Consider the following 20,273-nt stretch of genomic DNA (forward strand, 5'->3'; position numbering starts at 1 on the left):
AATTCGGTTGCCGCGCGCAAGGAGCGGTCGTATCGCCGCAGGTCGTCCGCTACTACCGATGTCCGTGACCTACCTACCCGGCCATCCTGTGTGTCGATCCGCTCGCGGTCGGGGCGACGCGTCGCATCGGTGCACCGCACGGATCGAACGACAGCGGCGTTGCGACGGTGCGCGTCGAGCTCGCCCGAGCGCACTCGCCGAAGACGCTTCTACTGTGGGAGTCACGCGTTGACCACGCCCCGAGACCTCGATCAGACCGCGCACCATCACGGCTCGCCCATCGGCACCGCCGTCGAGCGGGTAGCGCTGTATTCTCCGGAGTTCGCGGCCGATCCGCAGCGCGCCTATCGGGAAATGCGCGCCCGCTACGGTTCGATGGCGCCGGTCGAGCTGGCGCCGGGCGTGCCTGCGACTTTGGTGCTCAGCTATCACACCGCCGTGCGAATCATGCACGATCCGGAGCACTTTCCCGCCGACCCGCGCACCTGGCAGGCGAACGTCCCCGCCGATTGCCCGGTGCTGCCGGTGCTGGAGTGGCGACCCAACGCCATGCGCAGCACGGGCGAGGCACACGCCCGCTACCGTCAGGCCAATACGGCGAGCATCAACGCCGTCGACCTGCACGTCCTGCATGCCACGGTGGAGCGGATCGCGGTTCCGCTGATCAATTCCTTCTGCCAGGCGGGCAGCGCGGATCTGGTCTCGCAGTACGCGTTTCCGCTCGCCTTCGCGGCGATCAACGCCATGCTCGGCTGCCCGCCGGAGATCGGGCAGGAGGTCGCCGCCGCGACCGCCGCCGTGTTCGACGGCGTGGACGCCGAGGAGGGCAATCGGATGCTCGGCAGCGCACTGCTGCGGCTGCTCGAACTCAAGCGCGCCCAGCCGGGCGAGGACGTCACCACCCGGCTGCTGCGGCATCCGGCCGGCTTGGACGACGCGGAGATGATCCACCAGCTCGTCGTGCTCTACGGCGCGGGCATCGAACCGCTGCAGAACCTGATCATCAACACCCTGCTGCTGATCCTCACCGACGATCGGTTCGGCGGCGAAGTCCTCGGCGGGAGCCTGTCCACCCGCGACGCGCTGGACGAGGTGTTGTTCACCGACCCGCCGATGGCCAACTTCTCGGTCACTTATCCGCGTCAGCCGATCCTGATCGACCATGTGTGGTTGCCCGCCCACCAGCCGGTCGTCATCAGCTTCGCGGCCTGCAACAACGATCCGGCGATCAGCGGAAACAACCACAGCGGCAACCGTTCGCATCTGGCTTGGGGCGCCGGACCGCACGCTTGCCCCGCCCGCAGCCCGGCATATCTGATCGCTCAGGACGCGGTCGACCAGTTGCTGGACGCGTTGCCGGAGTTGCGGCCTGCCGTGCCGATCCACGAATTGAGCTGGCGGCCGGGGCCTTTCCACCGAGCCCTGGCCGAACTCCCGGTGGTGTTCCCCCCAACGCCGCCCTGGCAGCCCTGAAACTCGGGCGGGGATCGGTCAAGACGGCACGCTCGCGGCGAACCGAGCCAGGTTGGCCGGTCGCGCGAAGGTGTCGGCAAAGGCGTCGGCCAGTGTCGCGTCGTGCTGGGCGGCCAGCATCATCTCCTGCATCGCGGGGGGCGGATCGAGCACCGTCGCCGTCCACCGCGCGGCCGGGTGCGCGACGGCCGCGAGCCAGGGGGCGGCCGCCCATTCCATCCAGGCACTGTCGTAGGGACCGTCCGGAGCGTGCAGGATCGCTTCGCCGTAGCGGATCGCGCAGTGCACGGCGTTGTTGGCGCCTTGTGCGCCGCCCGGGTCCATCCGGCAGAGGACGTCGCCGCCGCCCAGCACCGGCCTGCCCGACGGCAGCATGCCCACCGGCCTGCGCATGGCCGGAGTCACCGCGCCAACCAGCGTCGCCCCGGCATCGGTCGGTTCGGCGTGCCGGTACCGGTCGGCGATCGCGGCGGGCAAGTGCGCCTCGAGCAGTCGTCTGGCCTGCGACCAGCGTTGCGCGGGTGTGCCGTGCTGGTCGAACACGTCCAGCGCGCCACCCGGCCGCGCCTCGAAAAGAAGCATCTCGCAGCGGCGCTCCTGCCCCGGCCGCCCGGTCAGGCCGGGATAGGAGATCACTTCACCGTGCTCGGGCATCGCGGTGTAGGAGCCGAGGCGTTCCGGGTCCGGCTCGACACCGTCCAGGTACAGCACGGCGAGCCGCCGCAGGGGCCCGGCGGGCACCGGCCACGCCGGATCGGGCTCGAAGCATTCGGCGAGCTCGCGCCCGGCACGGGTCACCACGGTCAACTCGTAGCCCGCGGCGATGCGATCGAGTTCCGGTACCGACGGCGTCGCGATGCGCAGGTCACCGCCCTCGGCCAGGTACTCGGCGAGCCAGCGCGCGAACACCGTCCGCTGATCCACGCTCTGCGCGGGGCGGGTCAATCGCCCGGTCCAGGTGACCACCGGCGCACGATCGACGACCATGGTGAACCGGATGCCCTCGATGTTCGGCGCGGTCGAGCGCCAGAAACCGAGGCCGAGGTCGGCTTCCAGGTCCAGCGTCGCCGGGAACTTGACCTGGGTGCTGGTCACTGTGCCCGCGAGGACCGCCTCGGCGTCGCGATCGGTCACCAGCGTGACGGGACGGCCGCCGCGCAGCAGGCGATGGGCGAGGGGTAATCCGCATTCGCCCGCGCCGAGTACCAGTATCTGTCCCACCGTGGTGTCCTTTCGGTCGTGAGATCGATTGCCGCGATAGCGAAATAGTCCGCGCATAGGTGGGTTCGGCGCATCGGTAGAGACCCGCGGGCCTTCGGATCGTGATCCGACTACGCTGCCCTGTTGTGTCGGTAGGACGTGCGTCGGGCCCGGGGCTGCCGCCCGCGGCCGCCAGCGATTTCGTGGGGCGCGAACGTGAGCTGGAGAAGATCGGGATGGCGCTGCTGGGGGGTAGTCGCCTGGTCACGCTGATCGGCGCGGGCGGTATCGGCAAGACCCGGCTGGCGGCCGAAGCCGTGCACCGGTTCCACAAGGCCCGGCGCGTGCCCGTGCACTGGGTGCGCCTGGCACTGCTGTCCAGAGGCGCCGACGCGGCGGCGGTCGAGGAACAGGTCGCTCGCTCCTTGATCGACGCCGACTTCTCCGGAAGGTCGGCGTGGGAGGCGGTGCTGGACACCCTGCGCCGCCGTGACGCGGTCGGGCGCACGCTGCAGACGATCCTGGTGATGGACAACTGTGAGCACGTGCTGGACGGTGCGGGCCGGGTGATCGCCGACCTGCTCGACGCCGCGCCCGGGCTGACCGTGCTGGCCACCAGCCGGGAGGCGATCGGATGGGTCGACGAGCAATTGGTGCCGGTGCCCGCGCTGTCCGGACAGCAGGCGCTGACCCTGTTCCGGGCCCGAGCGGGCCTGACCGGGCACACCATCGCCGAGGCCGAGGCCGAGGTGGCCGCGGCGATCTGCCGGCACGTGCACAACCATCCGCTCTACATCCGGCTGGCCGCCGCACGGTTGGTGCGTCAGCCGCTGCCGATGATCCTGCGCGACCTCAGCGGTGAGGCGAGCGACCGGCGGCTGCGCTGGTCGCCCGGCCCCCGGGTCGGCGCCGACACGCGCCACCAGGGCATTCGCGACGTCATCGCCTGGTCGTACGACTTGTGCCGGGACAAGGAGCGGCTGCTGTTCGACCGCCTGTCGGTGTTCGCGGCCGGGTACGACGTCGACCACGAGAGCGCGGAAGCGCTGGACGTCGGCGCGGAGCTGGAGGCGATCGAGGCGGTCTGCGCCGACGACGACCCTGGCGGTCCGGACGGCCTGGCTCGCGCCGAGATCGAAGGCCTGCTGGAGCGACTGGCGGACCAATCGCTGGTATCGGTCCACCTGACCCCGACCACGGTGCGCTACTCGCTGCTGGAGAGCTTCCGTGTGTTCGCCCAGCAGCGCCTGGGCGAACACGACGGCGAACGCGCACGGCTGGAGCGCAGGCACCGTCGCTACTACCGCGACAAAGTCGTCGCCGCTCGAGCCGGATGGTTCGGCCCGGCCGAGCAGGAGCTGCTGGATTGGGCGCGGGCGGCGTGGGACAACCTGCTGTGCGCCATGGCGGGCAGCCTCGCCACGCCCGAGGAGGCCGCGGTCGGGTTGGAGATCGCGGTCGGGCTGATCGCGCTGCGCAGCCCGTTCTTCACCGGCTCGCTGCGCGAACCGCGCCGGTGGGCCGAGCGCACGCTGGCCGCCGGCCGGGACCTCGGCACCCAGCCGGTGCCGTTGCAGCTCACGGCGATGTCGCTGATCGCCTGGATCAGCCTGTGCCAGGGCATGCACCACGACGCCGAGCGGATGCTCGACGAGTGCGTCGCGCTGTGCGTACCGGACGCCGCGGCCCGGTCGAGGTGGCGTGAGCAGCCCGACCTCGACCTCGATCTGCCCGCTCCGGTCGAATACGCCAGGGGCGCCGAGCTCATGCTGGTGCACCGCGACGTGCGCGCGATCGCGGTCCTGGCCCGCGCCAGGGCGAGATTCGCCATGGACGGAGAACACGGCCCCGCCGCGATGGCCGAGCTGTTCGAGGCGCTGGCCGGGGCGTTGCTCGGCACGCCCGCGCAAGCGCTGGAGATCGCCCGGCGGCATCTGGACCACGCGGAGCGCTCCGGGGCGCGGTGGGCGGCGTCCTGGGCGGGCCTGGTCTGGGCGATCGCGCTGACCAAACACGGCGACCCGAGCGAAGCGGCGGTCGTGGTGCGGACGTCGCTGACGACGCAGCTCGCGATGCGGGATCAGTGGGGAGTGGTGTGGGCCGTCCACATCCGCGCCTGGACGCTGGCGCGCCTGATCCGCGACGCGAACGGCGAGCGCTCCGATGCCGTGACGGGTTGGGCGCGCGACATCGCGCGGCTCACCGGCGGCGGCGCCACACTGCGGGACCGGATCGGCGTGGACATCGCCAATCTCGGCCCGTTCGCCACCGAGACCGACATCGCCACCGAGGCCGCCCGAGCGGTCCTGGGAGAGACCGCCTTCGCGGAGGCGGAGCGAGAGGGCGCGCTGCTGCGCCCGGAACTGGGCGAGGTGGCGCAGCTGGCGCTGGGGAACCTGTCACTGGACCGACTGCCCCTCGAGCATCCGGTGCGGCGCAGCCGCCCCTCGCGCTGGCCGGATCTGTCGGCGGCCGAACAGGACGTGGCCGTGCTGGCGGCGGCGGGCTGGACCAACACCGCCATCGCCGCCCGGCGCGGCAGCTCGTTCAAGACCGTCGACGCCCAGATGGCGGCGATCCTGCAGAAACTGATGATCGGCTCGCGCGAGGACATCAGCCGCCTCGTGCCCGCCGACCGGCAGGCCGAGGTGACCGAGGAGGCGGCGCGGAAACCGCAGCGTGCCCGGCGCTCGTAAGTAGCCGAGACGCTGGGCCGCGGTGGCCGGTATGCGTCCGGAGCCGGAGGGGATGGTGTCTCGGCGGTGACGCCACCCCGTCCGGACCTGCCGCGGCGACCGGTGATTACTCGTCCCGTTTGCGCGCGGTGATCTGAATGCCGGGCTCACCCGCGATCCGGCGCACCGTGGCGTCGGTGACGGGGAGATCGGCGACGAGTTCGCGGCCGTCCTCCAGGTCGATGCCGTAGCCGGCGATGTAGGTGCGGAAGAACGGCAGGCAGGCCCGCGCCATCGGCTGCGGCAGCTTCCAGCGGTCGACGAAGGAGCGGGCGTCCTCGAAGGTGCAACCGCGGTCGGCCTCGATGACCAGCAGCAGGCCACCGGGCCGCAGCACCCGGAGCATCTCCGCGAGCCCCTTGCGCTGATTAGGCCAGTGCTTGATCGAACCCGAGCTGATCACCGCGTCGTAGGCGGCGTCGGGGAACGGCAGGTCCATCGCCGATCCCTCCCGGAACTGGATGCGGCTGCCCAGGGCGGCACCGCGTTTGCGAGCCCGGCGTACCTGTTGCGGCGAGAGGTCGATGCCGGTCAGCCGCAGCGTCGTCCCCGTGGTGGCCAGCCCGACCGCGAGTTGCCCACCGCCGCAACCGACGTCGAGCACCTGCGCGCCGTCGTCGAGCTGGGCGACGATGTCGTCGAACAGGGTCGGGGTCATCTCCCGGACGGCGTCGGAGATGAAGTTGTCGTAGAACCACGAGTCGATCGGGTTGTAGCGCTTGGTCTTGTCCAGCAGGACGGTCATGGCGTGCTCCTAAACGCGGGTGGCGAACTTGATCTTGCGGCGGAGAGTGTTCGGCTGTTGCTGGGCGATGATCGTTTCCTGGACGCGCTCACGGCTGCTGCGCACGATCTCCATCGCCTCCTTCACCGCGACGTCGATGTCCATCACGGTGGGGATGTCGAGCATCGAGACGATCGATTCCAGGCGCTGTTGCGGCGTGCCGCGCACCGTCACCACCGGCTGCCCGAGCTCGCTGATCGCGTGCAGCAGTTGCCGATCGGAGATGGCGCGGTAGCGCTCGTCGACCGGACGGTGGCCGTCGGGGTCCATCGGCACCTCCACCGGAAGGTGGAAGAAGATGTCGTAGTTCTGCCGGGCCCGCTGCCGGGCCATGTCGCCGTAGGCGTTGAGATAGCGGCGATAGAACGGCCGGCCGGGCAGGGTGATGGTGTTCTTGACGGCTTTGTGCCATCGGGTCGACCCGGGGTTGGGTCCGGTGACGAGCCGCGTGGTGCCGTAGATCCACTCGTTGAGCACCGAGCCGTCGGCGATGAATCCGCCTTGCGCGTCGAGGATCGCCTCGGCCTGGATGCGCAACTCCAACCTGCGGAAACCGAGCGCCATCAGCTCGGTGGTGCTCAGGTCCTGGAATCGCATGCCAGGGTAGAGCTCGGTGACCACCTCGCGGGCGGAGGAGGCGTCCACCCGGGGGATACCGGTCAGCAGCGACAGCGCCGTGGAAGTCGTGGTCTTTCCGGTGGAGTAGGTCCCGGAGATGACGATGCGTCGATAATTGTTTCCCGACATGGGAATGCCTTTCTGAGCGTTCGAGGATGCGCGGGCTAGGCGGGCAGTCGGTGAGCGAGGTCGTAGCGGATCTCGCATCCCGCGAAGTCCGATGCCCAGCTGGAGATGCGCCAGTCGCCGCCGCCGAAAGCGAGGACCATCGAGCGCACCATGTGCGTGGTCGCGGTGCCGGCGGTGAACGGCGCAGGGGGAGCGGACGCGCGGGCGGTCATCCGGCGCATCCACAGCGTCTCGCTGTCCTTACGGGCGATGTTGTCCAGCTCGTAGAGCACGACCTGGGACAGCTGCGCCAGGATCACCGTCGCGTCGACCAGGGTGACGGAGGGTTGGTAGGCGTCGGCCACTCCGTGCCAGGGGCCCGCCGGATCCGGTTCGGTGAGCGCGAAATCGGCGCGTGCCCGGCTGTTGCCGTCGGAGACGACGACATTGCGCAGATACTGCCCGCGGTCATAGACCCCGCCGTGGAAGTATCCCCGCCCGGTCTCGTGCACGATGCGTCGTTCGGCTCGCCACGGTGGCGGTGTCACCGGCAGCGCCACGGTGGCCTCCAGGCTCATTCCGCCGCCCAGCGCTCCGGTGATGCTGATCGTTTTGCCCTCCACCTCGACGACCGTGGCGCTGATCGAGAACTCCGCCAGTGACTCCGTCGCGATGGTTCCGCTGCTGAACTGGACGAAAGGCACCCAGCTGGCCCGGATTTCGCTGTCGGTCAGCCCGTAGCACTCGCGCAGGATCACCTCGAGCAGGCGGTAGCCGAAGATCGAGCAGTCGATGCTGCTCACGTGCGGGACCAGCACCCGGCTGCTCTTGCGCGACCAGTCCAGCGGATAGTGCACCCCGGCCGTCGCCGTCAGCCGCGGACGGTCCTGCGCGTCGCGGTCGAGGGTGATGTCGAAGATGCGGTGGGTGATCCGCTTGTATCCCTCGCCGAAGAACCGCCCGTCCCGGTGGCCCAGGACGGCGTCGATATCGGCGTAGGCGATCAGCTCGGTGGACATGTCGGTTCCTTTCATGCCGCGGCCTGCGCGTCGCCGGGCTCGGCGAACTGGCTGACCACCTTGGCGCCGATCCCGCGCAGCGACAGGCCCCTGCTGAGTTCGAGGGCGGAGATCTTCACGTCGAGCTCCTTCTCGGTGCGGGCGCCGAACTCCATCGCCATGAGCGAGTCCATGCCGAGGTCGGTGACCGGCTCGTCGATGTTGATGGTGTCGGTGTCCACGCCGAGCACCACCGCGAGCTGATCGGCCAGGCGCTGGGCGACGAAGTCGGCTCGCTGTTCGGTGGGCAGCGTGAGGATTTCGGCGCGCAGTGTGCCGCCGGCGTCGCCGCCGACCCCGATGTCGGCGAGCAACTCGCGGAAACGCCGTGTGTCGGTGGACGGGCGCGCCACCCGCGACCACACTGTCCAGTCGATATCGGCCACCGCGACCTGAGCGGTGTCGAGGGCCAGGCATTCCCGCAGCAGGGCGGTCGCGCGGTCCATGTCGATGGGCAGGAATCCGATCGACTTCACGTAGTCCACCAGTGCCTCGGTCTTGTCGGCCATGCCGCCGCCGCTCATGAAGCCCCAGTTCACCGCGAGCGCCGCCGCACCGCGAGCACGGCGGGTGGCGGCCAGAGCGTCCAGCGCGGCGTTGGCGGCGGCATACCCGATCTGCGGTGTGATGCAGCCCAGGGCGCTGATCGAGGAGTACAGCACGAACATGTCCAGCTCGATGCCCGCCGCGTCGACCGCGCGGTCCAGATGCTGCGCTCCACGCACTTTGGCGAACAGCTCGTCCAGCGACTCCGGCGTGATCTGCGGGATGGGCAGGTTGTTCACCACCCCCGCCGCGTGGAAGATCCCGCGCAGCGGCGCGATGGACCGGATGCGGCCCACGAGGGCGGCCGTCGCGGCGTAGTCGGCGATGTCCACCCGTTCCTCGATCACCGCCACTCCCGCCGCCGTGAACGCCGCGACCTGCGCCTGGGCCTGCGGGGTGGACGCGCCGCTGCGTCCGACCAGGACCAGCTTGCGCGCGCCCTCGGCGACCAGCCAGCGGGCGGTGGCCAGGCCGAAGCCGCCGAATCCGCCGGTCACCAGATAGCAGCCGTCCGGGTCGATGCGCGGGTGGGCGAGCTTCGGGCGCACCATCGGCTGAAGTTCGCGCAGATCGAGCACGACCCGGCCGATCTGGTCGGAGCGGGCGACCGATTCGAACGCCGCCGCCAGCTCGGACACCGGGTAGGCCGAGTACGGCAGATACCGGTAGGTGCCCGCGCGCAACGCCACTTGGCTCGCCCGCATCGGCGTACGCAGCAGTTCCGGGTCGTGGGCCAGCGCCCGATCCATGTCCACGGAGAAGAACGTGAGATTGCGGTCGAACGGACCCAGATCGATGACTCCGCCGGTGTAGATGTCTGCCTTGCCGATGTCGACGACGCGGCCGAACTCCGCGGCGACCCGGAAGTTCTGCCGGAGGATCTCGCCGGGAGCCGAACTGTAGACGACGTCGACGCCGCGGCCGCCGGTCAGCTCGGCGATCTCGTCGACGAAGTCGGCCGACCGCGAATTCAGCACGTACTGCGCGCCGAGTTCGCGCACCTGCGCACGCCGCTCGGGCGTGCCCGCCGTGGCGATCACCGTGGCACCGATGTCCAGCGCGACCTGCACCGCGGCCATGCCCATGCCGCCCGCCGCGCCGTGCACGAGCACGGTCTCCTCCGGCCGCAGCCGCGCCAGCGTTCGCAGCCCGAATTCCGCGGTGAGGAAGGGCAAGCCGGACCCGCAGGTGAGCGGGTCGTAGTCCTCGCCGGGCAGCAGCCGGTGCGGCAGCGTCGCGCCCGCGTCCACGGGCATGGTCACGTACTTGCGCAGGATGTCGCGGGCGCACACCATCATCCGGTCGCCGACCGCGACGCCGGTGACGCCGGGCCCGACGCGGACGACCACACCGGAGCCCTCCATGCCGACCGTCGTGCCGAAATAGGTGCCCGCGAGCTCTTTTTCGGTGAGCACGCCGATGACCTTCATCGCGTCCTTGTAGTTGAGCCCGGCCGTCTCCATCCGGACCTCGACCTCACCGGGGCCGGGCGCCACGCGATCGGCCGCGCGCAGCGCCAGATCCGACAGCAACCGAGACTTCGGAATCTCCACGACGAAGGAGGCGTCCGGGTCCGACAGCGGCGTGGCCCGGTTGCGCTCGTCGAGATACGCGGCGAAGTTCCGGTCCAGGCGGACCGCCCAGTGGTCGGCGCCGCGCACGCCGACCTCGTCGAGCACGTCGTCGGTGAAGACGAGGGCGGTCAGCGCCGCCGCATCCCACGCGCCGGCGTCGACCAGCCGCCAGCGGGCGGCGGGCTGTTCGTTGAGCAGGGCGCGCCGCGCACCCACCAGCGCGCCGTGCGACACGTGCGCGGCGGTGTCGGCGGGCGTGCACAGCGCGTTCTCGGTGACGACGACGCCGTGGACACGGACCTGCGGTGCGTCGGCGAGCAGGTGCTCGATGGCGTGCGCCACGCGTGCGAGCCAGTAGACGTTGCGGGCCCCGTCGAATGCCGCACCGAAAACGCCGATCACCCGGATCCGTTCGGCGAGCGGGGCGCCCTCGGGTGAGCGCAGCGCCAGCCGCAGACGCTCGTCGTTGCCGCCGTCCTCGGGGCCGTCGAGCACGACGGTGACGCCGGTCCGGTCGCCCAGGAGCGCGGCGGCGCGGTCGGCCGCGTCGGCGCCGACAGCGACGGCGACCACCACTTCGTCCTCGGCGGGACGCTCGCCGGCCGGCGCCTCGACTATCTCCCAGATGGGCTGGTAGAAAACGCGTTCCAGCTGGTGGGCGGCATCGACCGCCGTGCTGACCGGGCGGAACTCGACACCGAGCAGCCGCATGGCGACCTCGCCGTGTTCCCCGACGATCGCGATGTCGGCGCGCAGCGGATCCACGCCGCGCCGGGTCACGACCACCCGCGGACGCTCCGGCAGTGTGCCCAGCCAGCGCACCCCGGCGATGGCGGCGGGCACGATGGCCACGTCGCTGTCGGAGTCCGCGGCCAGCGCGGCAACGCACTGCAGCGCGGCGTCGACCAGTGCCGGGTGGGCCAGATGCCGGACCGGGGCGGCGTCCTCGACCGATGACAGCGAGGCGACCACCGCGTCCGCACCGACGACGGCGGAGACGATGCGCTGGAACGCGGGGCCATAGTCCAGTCCGCGCGTGGCCAAGCCTCGGTAGAGCTCCGCGCCCGCGACAGCGGCGGCGTGCTCCGGGGCGTCGAGATCGACAACGGCGGCGGTGAAGTCGGCTTCGATGAGCCTGCCGTGCGCGTTGAGCGTCCATGTGGTGGCGGTGGCCGAGCGGGAGTGGATGCGGAAGCGTTTGGTGGACTCCTCGACGCTCACCCGCAGCACCGGGACGTCGTGCTCGTCGATCACCAGCGGCGCGACGAATTCCACCGACTCGAGGCCGACGCTCGTGCGTCCGGTGCGCTCGACGGCGGCGCTGAGCGCGGCGTCGAGGTAGGCCGCTCCGGGCAGCACGACGTGTCCGGCCACGACGTGGTCGCGCAACCAGGGCAGCCGTGCAATCGACAGCTGCACTTCCCATTCCGAGTTCGCCGCCGTGGTGGGGTCGCCCAGCAGCGCGTAGCCCTGCGGCGTGCCGAGGCGATCGCGCAGGGTGACCGGCTCGTCGTGCCAGACCCGTTTGCGCTGCCAGGGGTAGGCGGGCAGATCCAGGTGCTCGACGATCGAGTCCGGACGGCCCGGCACCGACGAACCGTCCAGCGAACCGGCGACATACAGGTCCGCGACGGCGCGCAGCACGTTGTTGTGGTCGCGCAGATCCCGGGACAGCGTGGTGACCGCGGCGCCGATCACTCCGCGATGGATCAACATCTCGCGGATGTTGCCGCTGAGCACCGGGTGCGGACCCACCTCGAGGAAGACCCGGTGACCCGCGTCGACCAGCGCGCCGATGGCATCGGCGAACCGGACCGGCTCTCGCACGTTGCGGCACCAGTAGTCCGCATCCCAGTCGGTGCCGGCGATCTCGGCGGCGGTCACGGTGGAATACGTGGTGAGTTTCGCGTCCCGCGGCGCGAGCTGGGCCAGTGCGCCGCGCAGGTCATCGAGGATCGGGTCCATCAGATGGCTGTGGTACGGCACCTCGACCCGCAGGCTGCGCGCGAACGTGCCGGTGGCCGACAGGGTGTCGCGCAGCAGTTCGAGGTCCGCGCTGTCGCCGGCGAGGGTGACCGCGCCGGGGCTGTTCACCGCGGCGATCGAGATGCTGTCGGTGCGGGCGAGCAATTCGCGGGCCTGGTCCTCGGACATGCCCAGGGCCAGCATGCCGCCGGTGCCCGCGGTGGTCGCCTGCAGCCGGGCGCGGTGGTAGCTGACGGTCAGCGCGTCGCGCAGCGACAGCGCGCCGGACACGTACGCGGCGGTGACCTCACCGACGCTGTGCCCGACCACCACGGCGGGATACACGCCGTACTCGGCGAGTTCGGCGGTCAGTGCGGCCTGCAGCAGGAAGTTGGCCGGTTGCGCGAACGCGGTGCGCGTGATCCGGGAGCCGTCCTCGTCGGCGAGCATCTCCGCCAGGATCGACCAGCCCGCGATGGACACGAACTCCCGGTCGATCTCCCGTGCGACCTTGGCGAACGTGCTGTCGGTGGTGAGCAACTCGCGGCCCATGCCCCACCACTGCGGTCCCATTCCGCTGAAGACGAAGACCGGCTCCACCGCACCGTCGCCGATGATCCGGGACGGGGCCCGTCCCTCGCCCGCGGCGAAGGCCCGCAGCTGGGTGCGCAGATCGTCGGCGTCGTCGTAGGCGAAACCGGCCCGCAGGGGGTGGTGGGCGCGCCTGGTCCAGGCAGCCGCGGTCACCGCCTCGGCGGGATGCCGGTCGAGCGCTTGCGCGAGTTCGCCGGCGAGCGTCCGGACCGCGGCCTCGTGACGCCCGGAGATCGGCAGCACTCGCGGCACCGGGCGTTCGTCGTCGGCCCGTGGGGCCCGCGCCGGCGCTTCGACGAGGATGGCGTGGGCGTTGGTGCCTCCGTAGCCGAAGCCGTTGACCGCGACCACGCCCTTGCCCGGCGCCGCGGACAGCGGCTCGGGGCGCAGCGGGACCCGTAGTCGCAGCTCGTCGAAGGCGATCTCCGGATTGGGTGTGGTCAAGTCGAATTGGGGTGCCACCGTACGGTGGTGCAGGGTGAGCGCGGCCTTGATCAGGCTCGCGACCCCGGCCGCGGCCTCGGTGTGCCCGAAATTGTTCTTCACCGAACCGACCGGCACCGGTTCGCCGCGGCCGTCCACCGCGCCGTACACCGCACCCAGCGCCGACATCTCGATCGGATCGCCGACCGCCGTACCGGTGCCGTGCGCCTCGAGGTAGCTCACCTCGTGCGCGGCGACACCGGCGTCGTCGCGCACCTGACGGGCGAGCTGTTCCTGCGCGACGGGATTCGGCACCGGGATGGCCATGGTGCGGCCGTCCTGGTTCACGCCCGTCGCGCGGATGACGGCGTAGACGCGGTCGTTGTCGCGCTGCGCCACGTCCAGTGGCTTGAGCAGCACAGCGCCCGCGCCTTCGGCCCGGCCGTACCCGTCGGCGGCGGCGTCGAAGGTCTTGCAGCGCCCGTCGAAGGACAGGAACCGGCCTTTGCACATCGAGATGAACGTCTCCGGCTGCAGCATCGCGTTCGCCCCTCCGGCCAGCGCGATCTCGCATTCGCCGTTGGCGATGGCCTGTACCGCCAGATGCGTGGCCACCAGCGAGGACGAGCATGCGGTGTCGACGGTGAGGCTGGGCCCGTGCAGGTCCAGCAGATACGAGATGCGGTTGGACAGCAACGTGTGCGAGGCACTCATCGCGGTGTGGTTGGTGATCGCCGAGCGCACCAGCGGACCGCTGCGTCCGAGCACGTTGTCCAGGATGAACCCGCCGACATAGACGCCGACGCGGTGGCCGGAGACCCGGCCGGCCATGCCGGCGTCGTCGAGCGCCTCCCACGTCACCTCCAGCAGCAGCCGCTGCTGGGGGTCGAGGATGGCGGCCTCTTTCTGGGCGATGCCGAAGAAGTCGGCGTCGAAATCCCAGAGCGGCTGGGTGAGAAAGCCGCCGCGCCGGGTGTACATACGCCCCGGCGCGTCCGGATCCGGGTCGTAGTACTTCTCGATACTCCAACGGTCCGGCGGGATTTCGACGATCCCGTCGCCTTTGTCGAGCAGGAAATTCCAGTAACTCTTCGGGTCGAATACACCGCCTGGAAAACGGCAGCCGATACCCACTATTGCAATGTCGACCATTGTTTCTCCTGGCCTGAAATGCGGGACCATGCTGAGCCCCCCGACCGCAGCAGCACAAATATCTGACGAGCTTCTTCGCTCGAATGGCAATGCTATTGCGCTGTCACCGAGCCGTCAATTGTCTTGCGTCAGAGTCTTTTCAATTTCCGCAAAGTCGCCACCAGTGGCGCGTTCGAGAACATCCCACGCGCGATGCGTGGATGAATTGCGCTGAGATTCATGAGGACGGCGTAGCGCAAACCGTGGTCGCGCCAGTCCGCGACCTGCTCGACGATCTCGTCCGGTGTTCCGGTCAAACAGAATTCCCGCACCAGCGATGCCGGGACCTTCTCGATGTAGTCCAGCACGGTGCGCTCGTCGAGTGTCTGCGGCAGGTAGTCCTGCAGGCCGGTGAAGTCCTCGCCCAGCGGGTGGGTCGCACCGTGCCTGGTCCACATCTCCCCGGGCGCGCACAGGGTCAGCGCTCGCGCGCCCACACTGTCCACGAGAGCGTCCACCTCGGCGGTCCGCGCCGCGGTGAGCACGCTGAACACGGCGGCGGGCGCGACCGCCATGGGGTCACGGCCCGCGTCCGAGGCCGCGGCGCGGACCTGCTCGAGCCGGTGGCGGTACTCGTGCGGGCGCTGCGCGAAGCCCGGGAACCACACGTCGGCGTATCGGCCGGCGGCCCGCAGCATGCGTGGCCCGCCCGCGGCCACCCAGATCTCCGGGCGGGTGCCCCGATAGGGCGGCACGTCGAAGACCGCGTTGCGCAGCGGGAAGTGCGGTGAGTCCCTGGTCACGAGGCTGCCGTGGGAATCCCACAGCGCTCTGATCGTCGCCAGCGCCTCCTCGAACCGTCCGACCGGGGCGGTCCAGTCCACACCGTAGGGCTCGTTGTTGTCCCGGATGCCGGTGCCGATGCCGAGAATGGCCCGGCCCCTGCTCAACTGGTGCAGGGTGGCCGCGGCCTGCGCGGTCACCGCCGGATTGCGGCGGCCCGCGTCGGTGACGCCGACGCCGAGCCGCAGCCGGGCCAAGCGGTTCTGTGCGGCCAGATAGCCCAGCGCGGTCCACGGTTCGTAGATGCCGTCCGCGTGCGGCGCCAGCCGGGTGATGCCGACGTGGCGGGGTGTCCAGATCGAGGCGGGCAGGATCGAGGGCAGATGGTCGGTCACCCAGAGCGAATCCGCTCCGCCGGCCATCGCCACCGAGCGGCTGCCGCGAAATTGCAGGTCCGGCGCGAACCGGGTATAGACACCGGAATCCATCACGCCTGTGCGGAATTTCGCCATGTTGTTCCTATCGGGCTATTTGGGTACGGGTTCGAGAGCGGCGCTGGTCTCGGGGATTTCGATGCGTTCGTGCAGGCGGGCGAGCCGGCGGGGCGCCCACCAGTTGGCCGAGCCGAGCAACCGCATCAACGCGGGCGCGAGGACGCCGCGGATCAACGTCGCGTCGGTGAGCACGGCCAAGGTCAGGCCGAGGCCGAACAGTTGGATGAACGACACATGCGAGGTCACCATGCCCGCGAAGGCGATCGCCATCAGGCAGGCGGCCGCGGTGAAGATGCGTGCGGTGCGGGCGACGCCGGTGGCCACGGCGCGGGTGTTGTCGCCGGAGGCGAGCCACTCCTCGCGAATGCGGGACAACAGGAACACCTCGTAGTCCATCGAGACGCCGAAGGCGATGCAGAACATCAGGATCGGCATGGTCGGCACGAGGTAGCCGGTCGGGGTGAAGCCGAGCAGGCCGGACAGGTGCCCCTCCTGGAAGACCCAGACCATGGCGCCGAAGGTCGCCGCCAGCGAAAGCGTGTTGAGCAGCAGCGCTTTGACCGGAAGCAGCACGCTGCCGGTGAAGAAGAACAGCACTATCAAGGTCGACAGCGCGATCACGACAACGGCCAGGGGGACTTTGGCCGCGAGCGCGTCGAGCGCGTCGACACTCTCCGCGGCCGCGCCGCCGAGCAGTGCCCGGCCGGGCGCCGGAACCGCGCGCACCTGGTCGAGTTGGTCGATCGCGGCAGCGGAGTACGGGTCGAGCCGGGTGCCGATGCGCAGATACGTGCCCGCGTCGTTGCGCATGCCGGGTGGCGCGGCGGCGACTCGCAGCCCGCCGATGTAGACGCCCGCCGCGGACAGCACCGACGTGACACCGTCGATTCGCGACAATCGCTCGGCGTAGGCGGCTATCTCGGCGTCACCGCCCCGGTATCCGGGCACGGCCACGAGAACACCGGCCATGGCGTTCTCCCGGAAGTCGGTGCGCAACGCGTCGCCGACCTCGTGGCTGGACGCCCCGCTGATGACCCGGTCGTCGGCGGCTCCGAAGCGGATGGACAGGAACGGTGAACCCAGCACCAGCAGCAGCGCGATCACCGCCAGCGCGGCAGGAACCGGGCGGCGCATGACCAGCCGCACCGTCCGGTACCACCGCGTCTCGGTGACCTCCACCGGCCGCGGCGGCGGCAGGCGCAACCTGCGGCGCAGCGGAACTCGCAGGTCGAACGCGTCCACCCGGGGGCCCAGCAGTGCGAGCGCCGCAGGCACCAGCAGCAGCGTGGTGAACACCGCCGCCCCGAGCACGGCCAGTCCCGCATAGGCCAGCGAACGGAGGAAATACAGTGGGAAGACCAGCAGTGTGGACAGCGACAGCGCGATGACCACACCGGAGAACAGGACGGTGCGCCCCGCGGTCTGCGCCGTGCGCAAGACCGCGGCGGCGGTGTCGCTGCCCCCGGCCAGTTCTTCCCGAAATCTGCTGACCATGAACAGGCTCGAATCGATCGCGACCGCGAAACCCAGTGCGCTCATCATGTTCAGCGCGAAGATCGACACGTCACCCACCTCGGTGAGCAGCCGCAGGATCGGCAGCGTCGCGAAGATGTTGAACACGCCGACGGCCAACGGGATCAGCGCGGCCGTCACGCTGCCGAAGACCAGGATCAACGCCAGGCCCGTCAACGGCACCGCGATCGCCTCGGTGATCAGCAGGTCGGTGACGATTCGATGGCTCATCTCGTCGAAGGCCACCGCCTGGCCGCCCGCCCGCACGGTGACGCCGCCGAACTCGCCGCTCACCTGTTCGGCGATCGCCCCCGCCCGCTTGGGCGCGTCGGTGTCGTCCCCGGTGACGTGCGCCAGGACCAGACCGGAGCGGCCGTCGTTGCCGCGCAGGGCCTGCCGCAGATCCGGCGGAAGCTCCCAGTAGGACTGGACCGCGTCGATCTCGCCCCGTCCGCGCAGCTCCGCGGTCAGGCGCTCGCCCGCCGCGCGCGCCGCGGGACTGTCGAGTCCGTCCGGCGCCGTGACCAGCAGCACGAGGTTCGGCGCCGCGGCGGGGAAGTCGCGGTTGAGCAACGCGGCGACCCCGGCGGATTCGGTGTCGGACGGGATGTAGCCGCCGGACTTCAGATGGGCGGGCGCCGACCAGCCCAGCGCGACGCAGACGAACCCGACGAGCAGCGCACCGTAGAGGATCGATCGAGGGCGCCGGGTTGCCAGGCGTGCGAGACCAACGAGCATGATGAGTGACCTTTTCTCGAACTCCGGCCGTGCGAATGCGACGGTGGCTCGGTGCTAGTCGGCGGAACCGGAATCGATGTAGCCGGCCAGTGCGCGCCACTCCTTGGCGTTGCGGCTGGCGAGTTCGGCGACGGCTGGAATGCAATGCGGCGGAACCGCGGCGACCAACGCGGTCCACACCTCGCGCTGCATCGAGTGCGTGTGCAGCCACCGCAGCAGGTCGCGGCCCTGCTGGCTGTGCCGCATCGCGGGGTCGCGGGTGAGCTGCTGCAGCAGCAGCGCACTGCCCTCGGGCTGATCGGCGCCCCCGTCGCAGTCGGGTGATCCCGTCTCGCGCAGACGCTTGCGGATCGCGTGCGCCGTGCTGATGGACACCTCGGCGGCGGCGGCCAGCGCGCGCAACGGCATGTCCGGCGATGCCGCCAGGAGTTCGGCGACGCGGCGTCGGCGTTGCGCGCGGTCCATCGGCCTGCGCCTGCCGTCGGCGCCGATACGAACGTTCGACTGCGGAACTTCCGCACTCGAACGTTTACGAAGCGTGGCCACCGTGCGCGCGGACAACCCCGTGGTGGTCGCGATGGCGCGGTCGGACAATTGGGGCATCGTCTCGATGATCCGCTCGGCCGCCGCTTTGCGGTCCGAGAGCGTCAACGGAAGCCCGTGCGTCGTATTCAGTTCGACACCGCGCACAAAAGCCTCGGCCTGTGTCCCGTCGAAGAACACGACCGCGATCCGCTCGTGACCGAGCCATTGTGCGGCGCGCAACCGGTGCATTCCGTCGATGACCCGCATCGTGCTGCGGTGCACCAGAATCGGCGGCAACTCGGTTTCGCTTTCGGCCAGCCGCGCAATATGCCGGCGGTCCTCGCCGTTCGACCGCGGCGAATCCGCGGGCAGCAGTTCGTCGATCGATACGGAATAGTGCGCGTTCGATGCCAGCGGCACCACATCGCCGCTCACCAATTTAAACTCAGCGGACATTTCGAACCCCCAGGGACGCCCGGAATCAGATCGGTCCTCGATGACCCGATGGTCCACCCGGAACCCGGCTAGGCTACGACCGACCGATCGGTCACAGCGTAGGTGCGGCCGGTGCCCCGCACTAGGCTTTCCAGAAAGAGTGGGGAGAATTCGAAAGCATGACAGTCATTGCCGACCCCGGTCGCACGGCGCTGCTCATCGCGGGCACCGTGGTGGCGGAACGCGAGGGGCTGCACCGGCTTTCGATCAACGCGGTGGTCGAGGAAGCCGGGATGGCCAAGGGCACCTTCTACCACCACTTCGTCAACCGCCGCAGCTACGTCATCGCGCTGCACCGCCGCTTCTTCGACGCGCTGTCGCAGTCGGTGGCCGCGGCACTGGACGGGATCCCACCGGGCATCGAACGAATCGGCCCCAGTCTCGACGCATTCCTGGACGCCTGCCTCGACGCCCGCGGCACCGAGGCGTTCATGGTCCAGGCGCGCACCGATCCGGACCTGCGCGAGGAGATCCGCCGCCGCCACGAGCTGTTCATCGCCGTGGGGCGGCCGGACATGGTCGCCGCCGGGTGGCCCGATCCCGATGCCGCCTCCCGGCTGAAGGTCGCCATGGTCGGCGAGATCTGCTTGGCGGAGCTGACCTCCCGTCGTCCCCGCCCGGATCTGCGCGTGGCCGCCGTGCGCATGCTGACCGCCAATCTCACCGAACCGATCGCCGGCGAGTCGCCCGAGGACGAGGATGGGTAGATCCAGGCGGCACTGCCCTACTGAAAAGTAGTTCCGCCCGAACATCTTTCGTGAAGTACCGCTGGCGGAAGCTCTCGATCGCCGACATGATGCTGATGATCGCGGCAGCGGAGGACCCGCCGGTATCCGACGCGGCTCGCCACGAGAAGAACCGGGGAGACTGCCCCTGCTCTGATTCGCCAAGAGATTGCTCGCAATGTGCCACGCCGGCTGGCATGCGAAGTGCGCCAACGTCTTCGCGGATCGTTGTCCGTGGCAGGAGGAGCGGAAACGGACACGGGCGTGCGGTGGGGTGGGCCGGTACTCTGGATTGAAAGTGGCCGCGCTCAGTCTTAAGTTAGTGTGAATTTCCAGGATCCCACCCGCGATGTACTCGGTGTTGTGTACCGTTTGTTATCGCAGGTTCGCATCGCTAGCGGTGTGGGCCGGGGTCGTGGACGCGGCCAGGCAAGAAGGACTCCGTTGTCCCGTGCGGTTCATCCGTCCCGAGACGCGGACGACGTCGAGGATTGGGTGTGGCCGAATGCGTGTATCTGCTCCGATAACGGTCTCGGCTTTGGTTGTTGCTGGTGTGGTGGTGACTGGTTCGGGGGTGCAGTCCCCGGTGAGTGCGGGGGCCCCGCAGGCGCCGGAGGTCTTGGCGGCCGCGTCTTCGGGTGGCAGTGCCGGTGATACGGGCGCCGGCGGTGGGGAGTCGCGGGTGGCGGGGTTGTTGCCGGTGTCGCCGGAGTTGCCGCGGCGGTTGCGGGCGGTGTCGCCGCCGTTCGCGGGTGTGGTGCCGTTGCAGGAGCTTACGTTGCCTGCGGTGGG

Annotated in this window: 11 protein-coding genes; 3 read left to right on the top strand and 8 right to left on the bottom strand. The window is 70.0% G+C overall.

What is annotated here, in order from left to right; all coding sequences use genetic code 11:
* The first annotated feature begins 228 nt into the window (after positions 1–228).
* Entirely contained in the window at positions 229–1,473 is a 1,245-nt protein-coding gene (locus IU450_RS26320; RefSeq protein WP_195152417.1) for a cytochrome P450, read from the top strand.
* An 18-nt stretch (positions 1,474–1,491) separates the two neighbouring features.
* On the opposite strand, the gene IU450_RS26325 is transcribed toward IU450_RS26320, so the two are convergent.
* Positions 1,492–2,694, bottom strand: a complete 1,203-nt coding sequence (locus IU450_RS26325) for a styrene monooxygenase/indole monooxygenase family protein (RefSeq protein ID WP_195152418.1) — start codon at positions 2,692–2,694, stop codon at positions 1,492–1,494.
* Between the two features lie 125 nt (positions 2,695–2,819).
* Between IU450_RS26325 and IU450_RS26330 the strand changes: the two genes are divergently transcribed.
* Entirely contained in the window at positions 2,820–5,369 is a 2,550-nt protein-coding gene (locus IU450_RS26330) for an AAA family ATPase (protein ID WP_195152419.1), read from the top strand.
* A 106-nt stretch (positions 5,370–5,475) separates the two neighbouring features.
* Here the strand turns inward: IU450_RS26330 and IU450_RS26335 are convergent, their stop codons facing one another.
* The 7 genes from IU450_RS26335 to IU450_RS26365 form a co-directional block, all read right to left on the bottom strand.
* Complete coding sequence (locus tag IU450_RS26335; RefSeq protein WP_195152420.1) at positions 5,476–6,153, bottom strand: class I SAM-dependent methyltransferase; 678 nt, start codon at positions 6,151–6,153, stop codon at positions 5,476–5,478.
* 9 nt (positions 6,154–6,162) lie between these two features.
* Positions 6,163–6,939 (bottom strand): ATP-binding protein, encoded by a 777-nt coding sequence (locus IU450_RS26340; protein ID WP_195152421.1) that lies wholly within the window; start codon positions 6,937–6,939, stop codon positions 6,163–6,165.
* A gap of 35 nt (positions 6,940–6,974) precedes the next feature.
* A complete protein-coding gene (locus IU450_RS26345; protein ID WP_195152422.1) occupies positions 6,975–7,937 on the bottom strand; it encodes an AvrD family protein in 963 nt (320 codons plus the stop codon).
* Positions 7,938–7,948: 11 nt separating this feature from the next.
* Positions 7,949–14,230: a type I polyketide synthase gene (locus IU450_RS26350; RefSeq protein WP_195152423.1), complete on the bottom strand. Its 6,282-nt coding sequence runs from the start codon at positions 14,228–14,230 to the stop codon at positions 7,949–7,951.
* A gap of 128 nt (positions 14,231–14,358) precedes the next feature.
* Complete coding sequence (locus tag IU450_RS26355; protein WP_195152424.1) at positions 14,359–15,504, bottom strand: LLM class flavin-dependent oxidoreductase; 1,146 nt, start codon at positions 15,502–15,504, stop codon at positions 14,359–14,361.
* A gap of 15 nt (positions 15,505–15,519) precedes the next feature.
* The gene (locus IU450_RS26360) at positions 15,520–17,736 is read right to left on the bottom strand and encodes an MMPL family transporter (RefSeq protein ID WP_195152425.1); all 2,217 of its coding nucleotides are present in this window, start codon (positions 17,734–17,736) and stop codon (positions 15,520–15,522) included.
* 54 nt (positions 17,737–17,790) lie between these two features.
* Positions 17,791–18,717 carry a ParB/RepB/Spo0J family partition protein gene (locus IU450_RS26365; RefSeq protein WP_195152426.1) on the bottom strand — a complete coding sequence of 309 codons (927 nt, stop codon included), beginning with the start codon at positions 18,715–18,717 and terminating at the stop codon, positions 17,791–17,793.
* A gap of 158 nt (positions 18,718–18,875) precedes the next feature.
* Here IU450_RS26365 and IU450_RS26370 point away from each other — a divergent pair, with 158 nt between their 5' ends.
* Positions 18,876–19,463 carry a TetR/AcrR family transcriptional regulator gene (locus IU450_RS26370; protein ID WP_195152427.1) on the top strand — a complete coding sequence of 196 codons (588 nt, stop codon included), beginning with the start codon at positions 18,876–18,878 and terminating at the stop codon, positions 19,461–19,463.
* Positions 19,464–20,273: the final 810 nt, after the last annotated feature.

This window comes from Nocardia abscessus (genome assembly GCF_015477775.1).
In the GTDB taxonomy this organism is placed as follows: domain Bacteria; phylum Actinomycetota; class Actinomycetes; order Mycobacteriales; family Mycobacteriaceae; genus Nocardia; species Nocardia abscessus_A.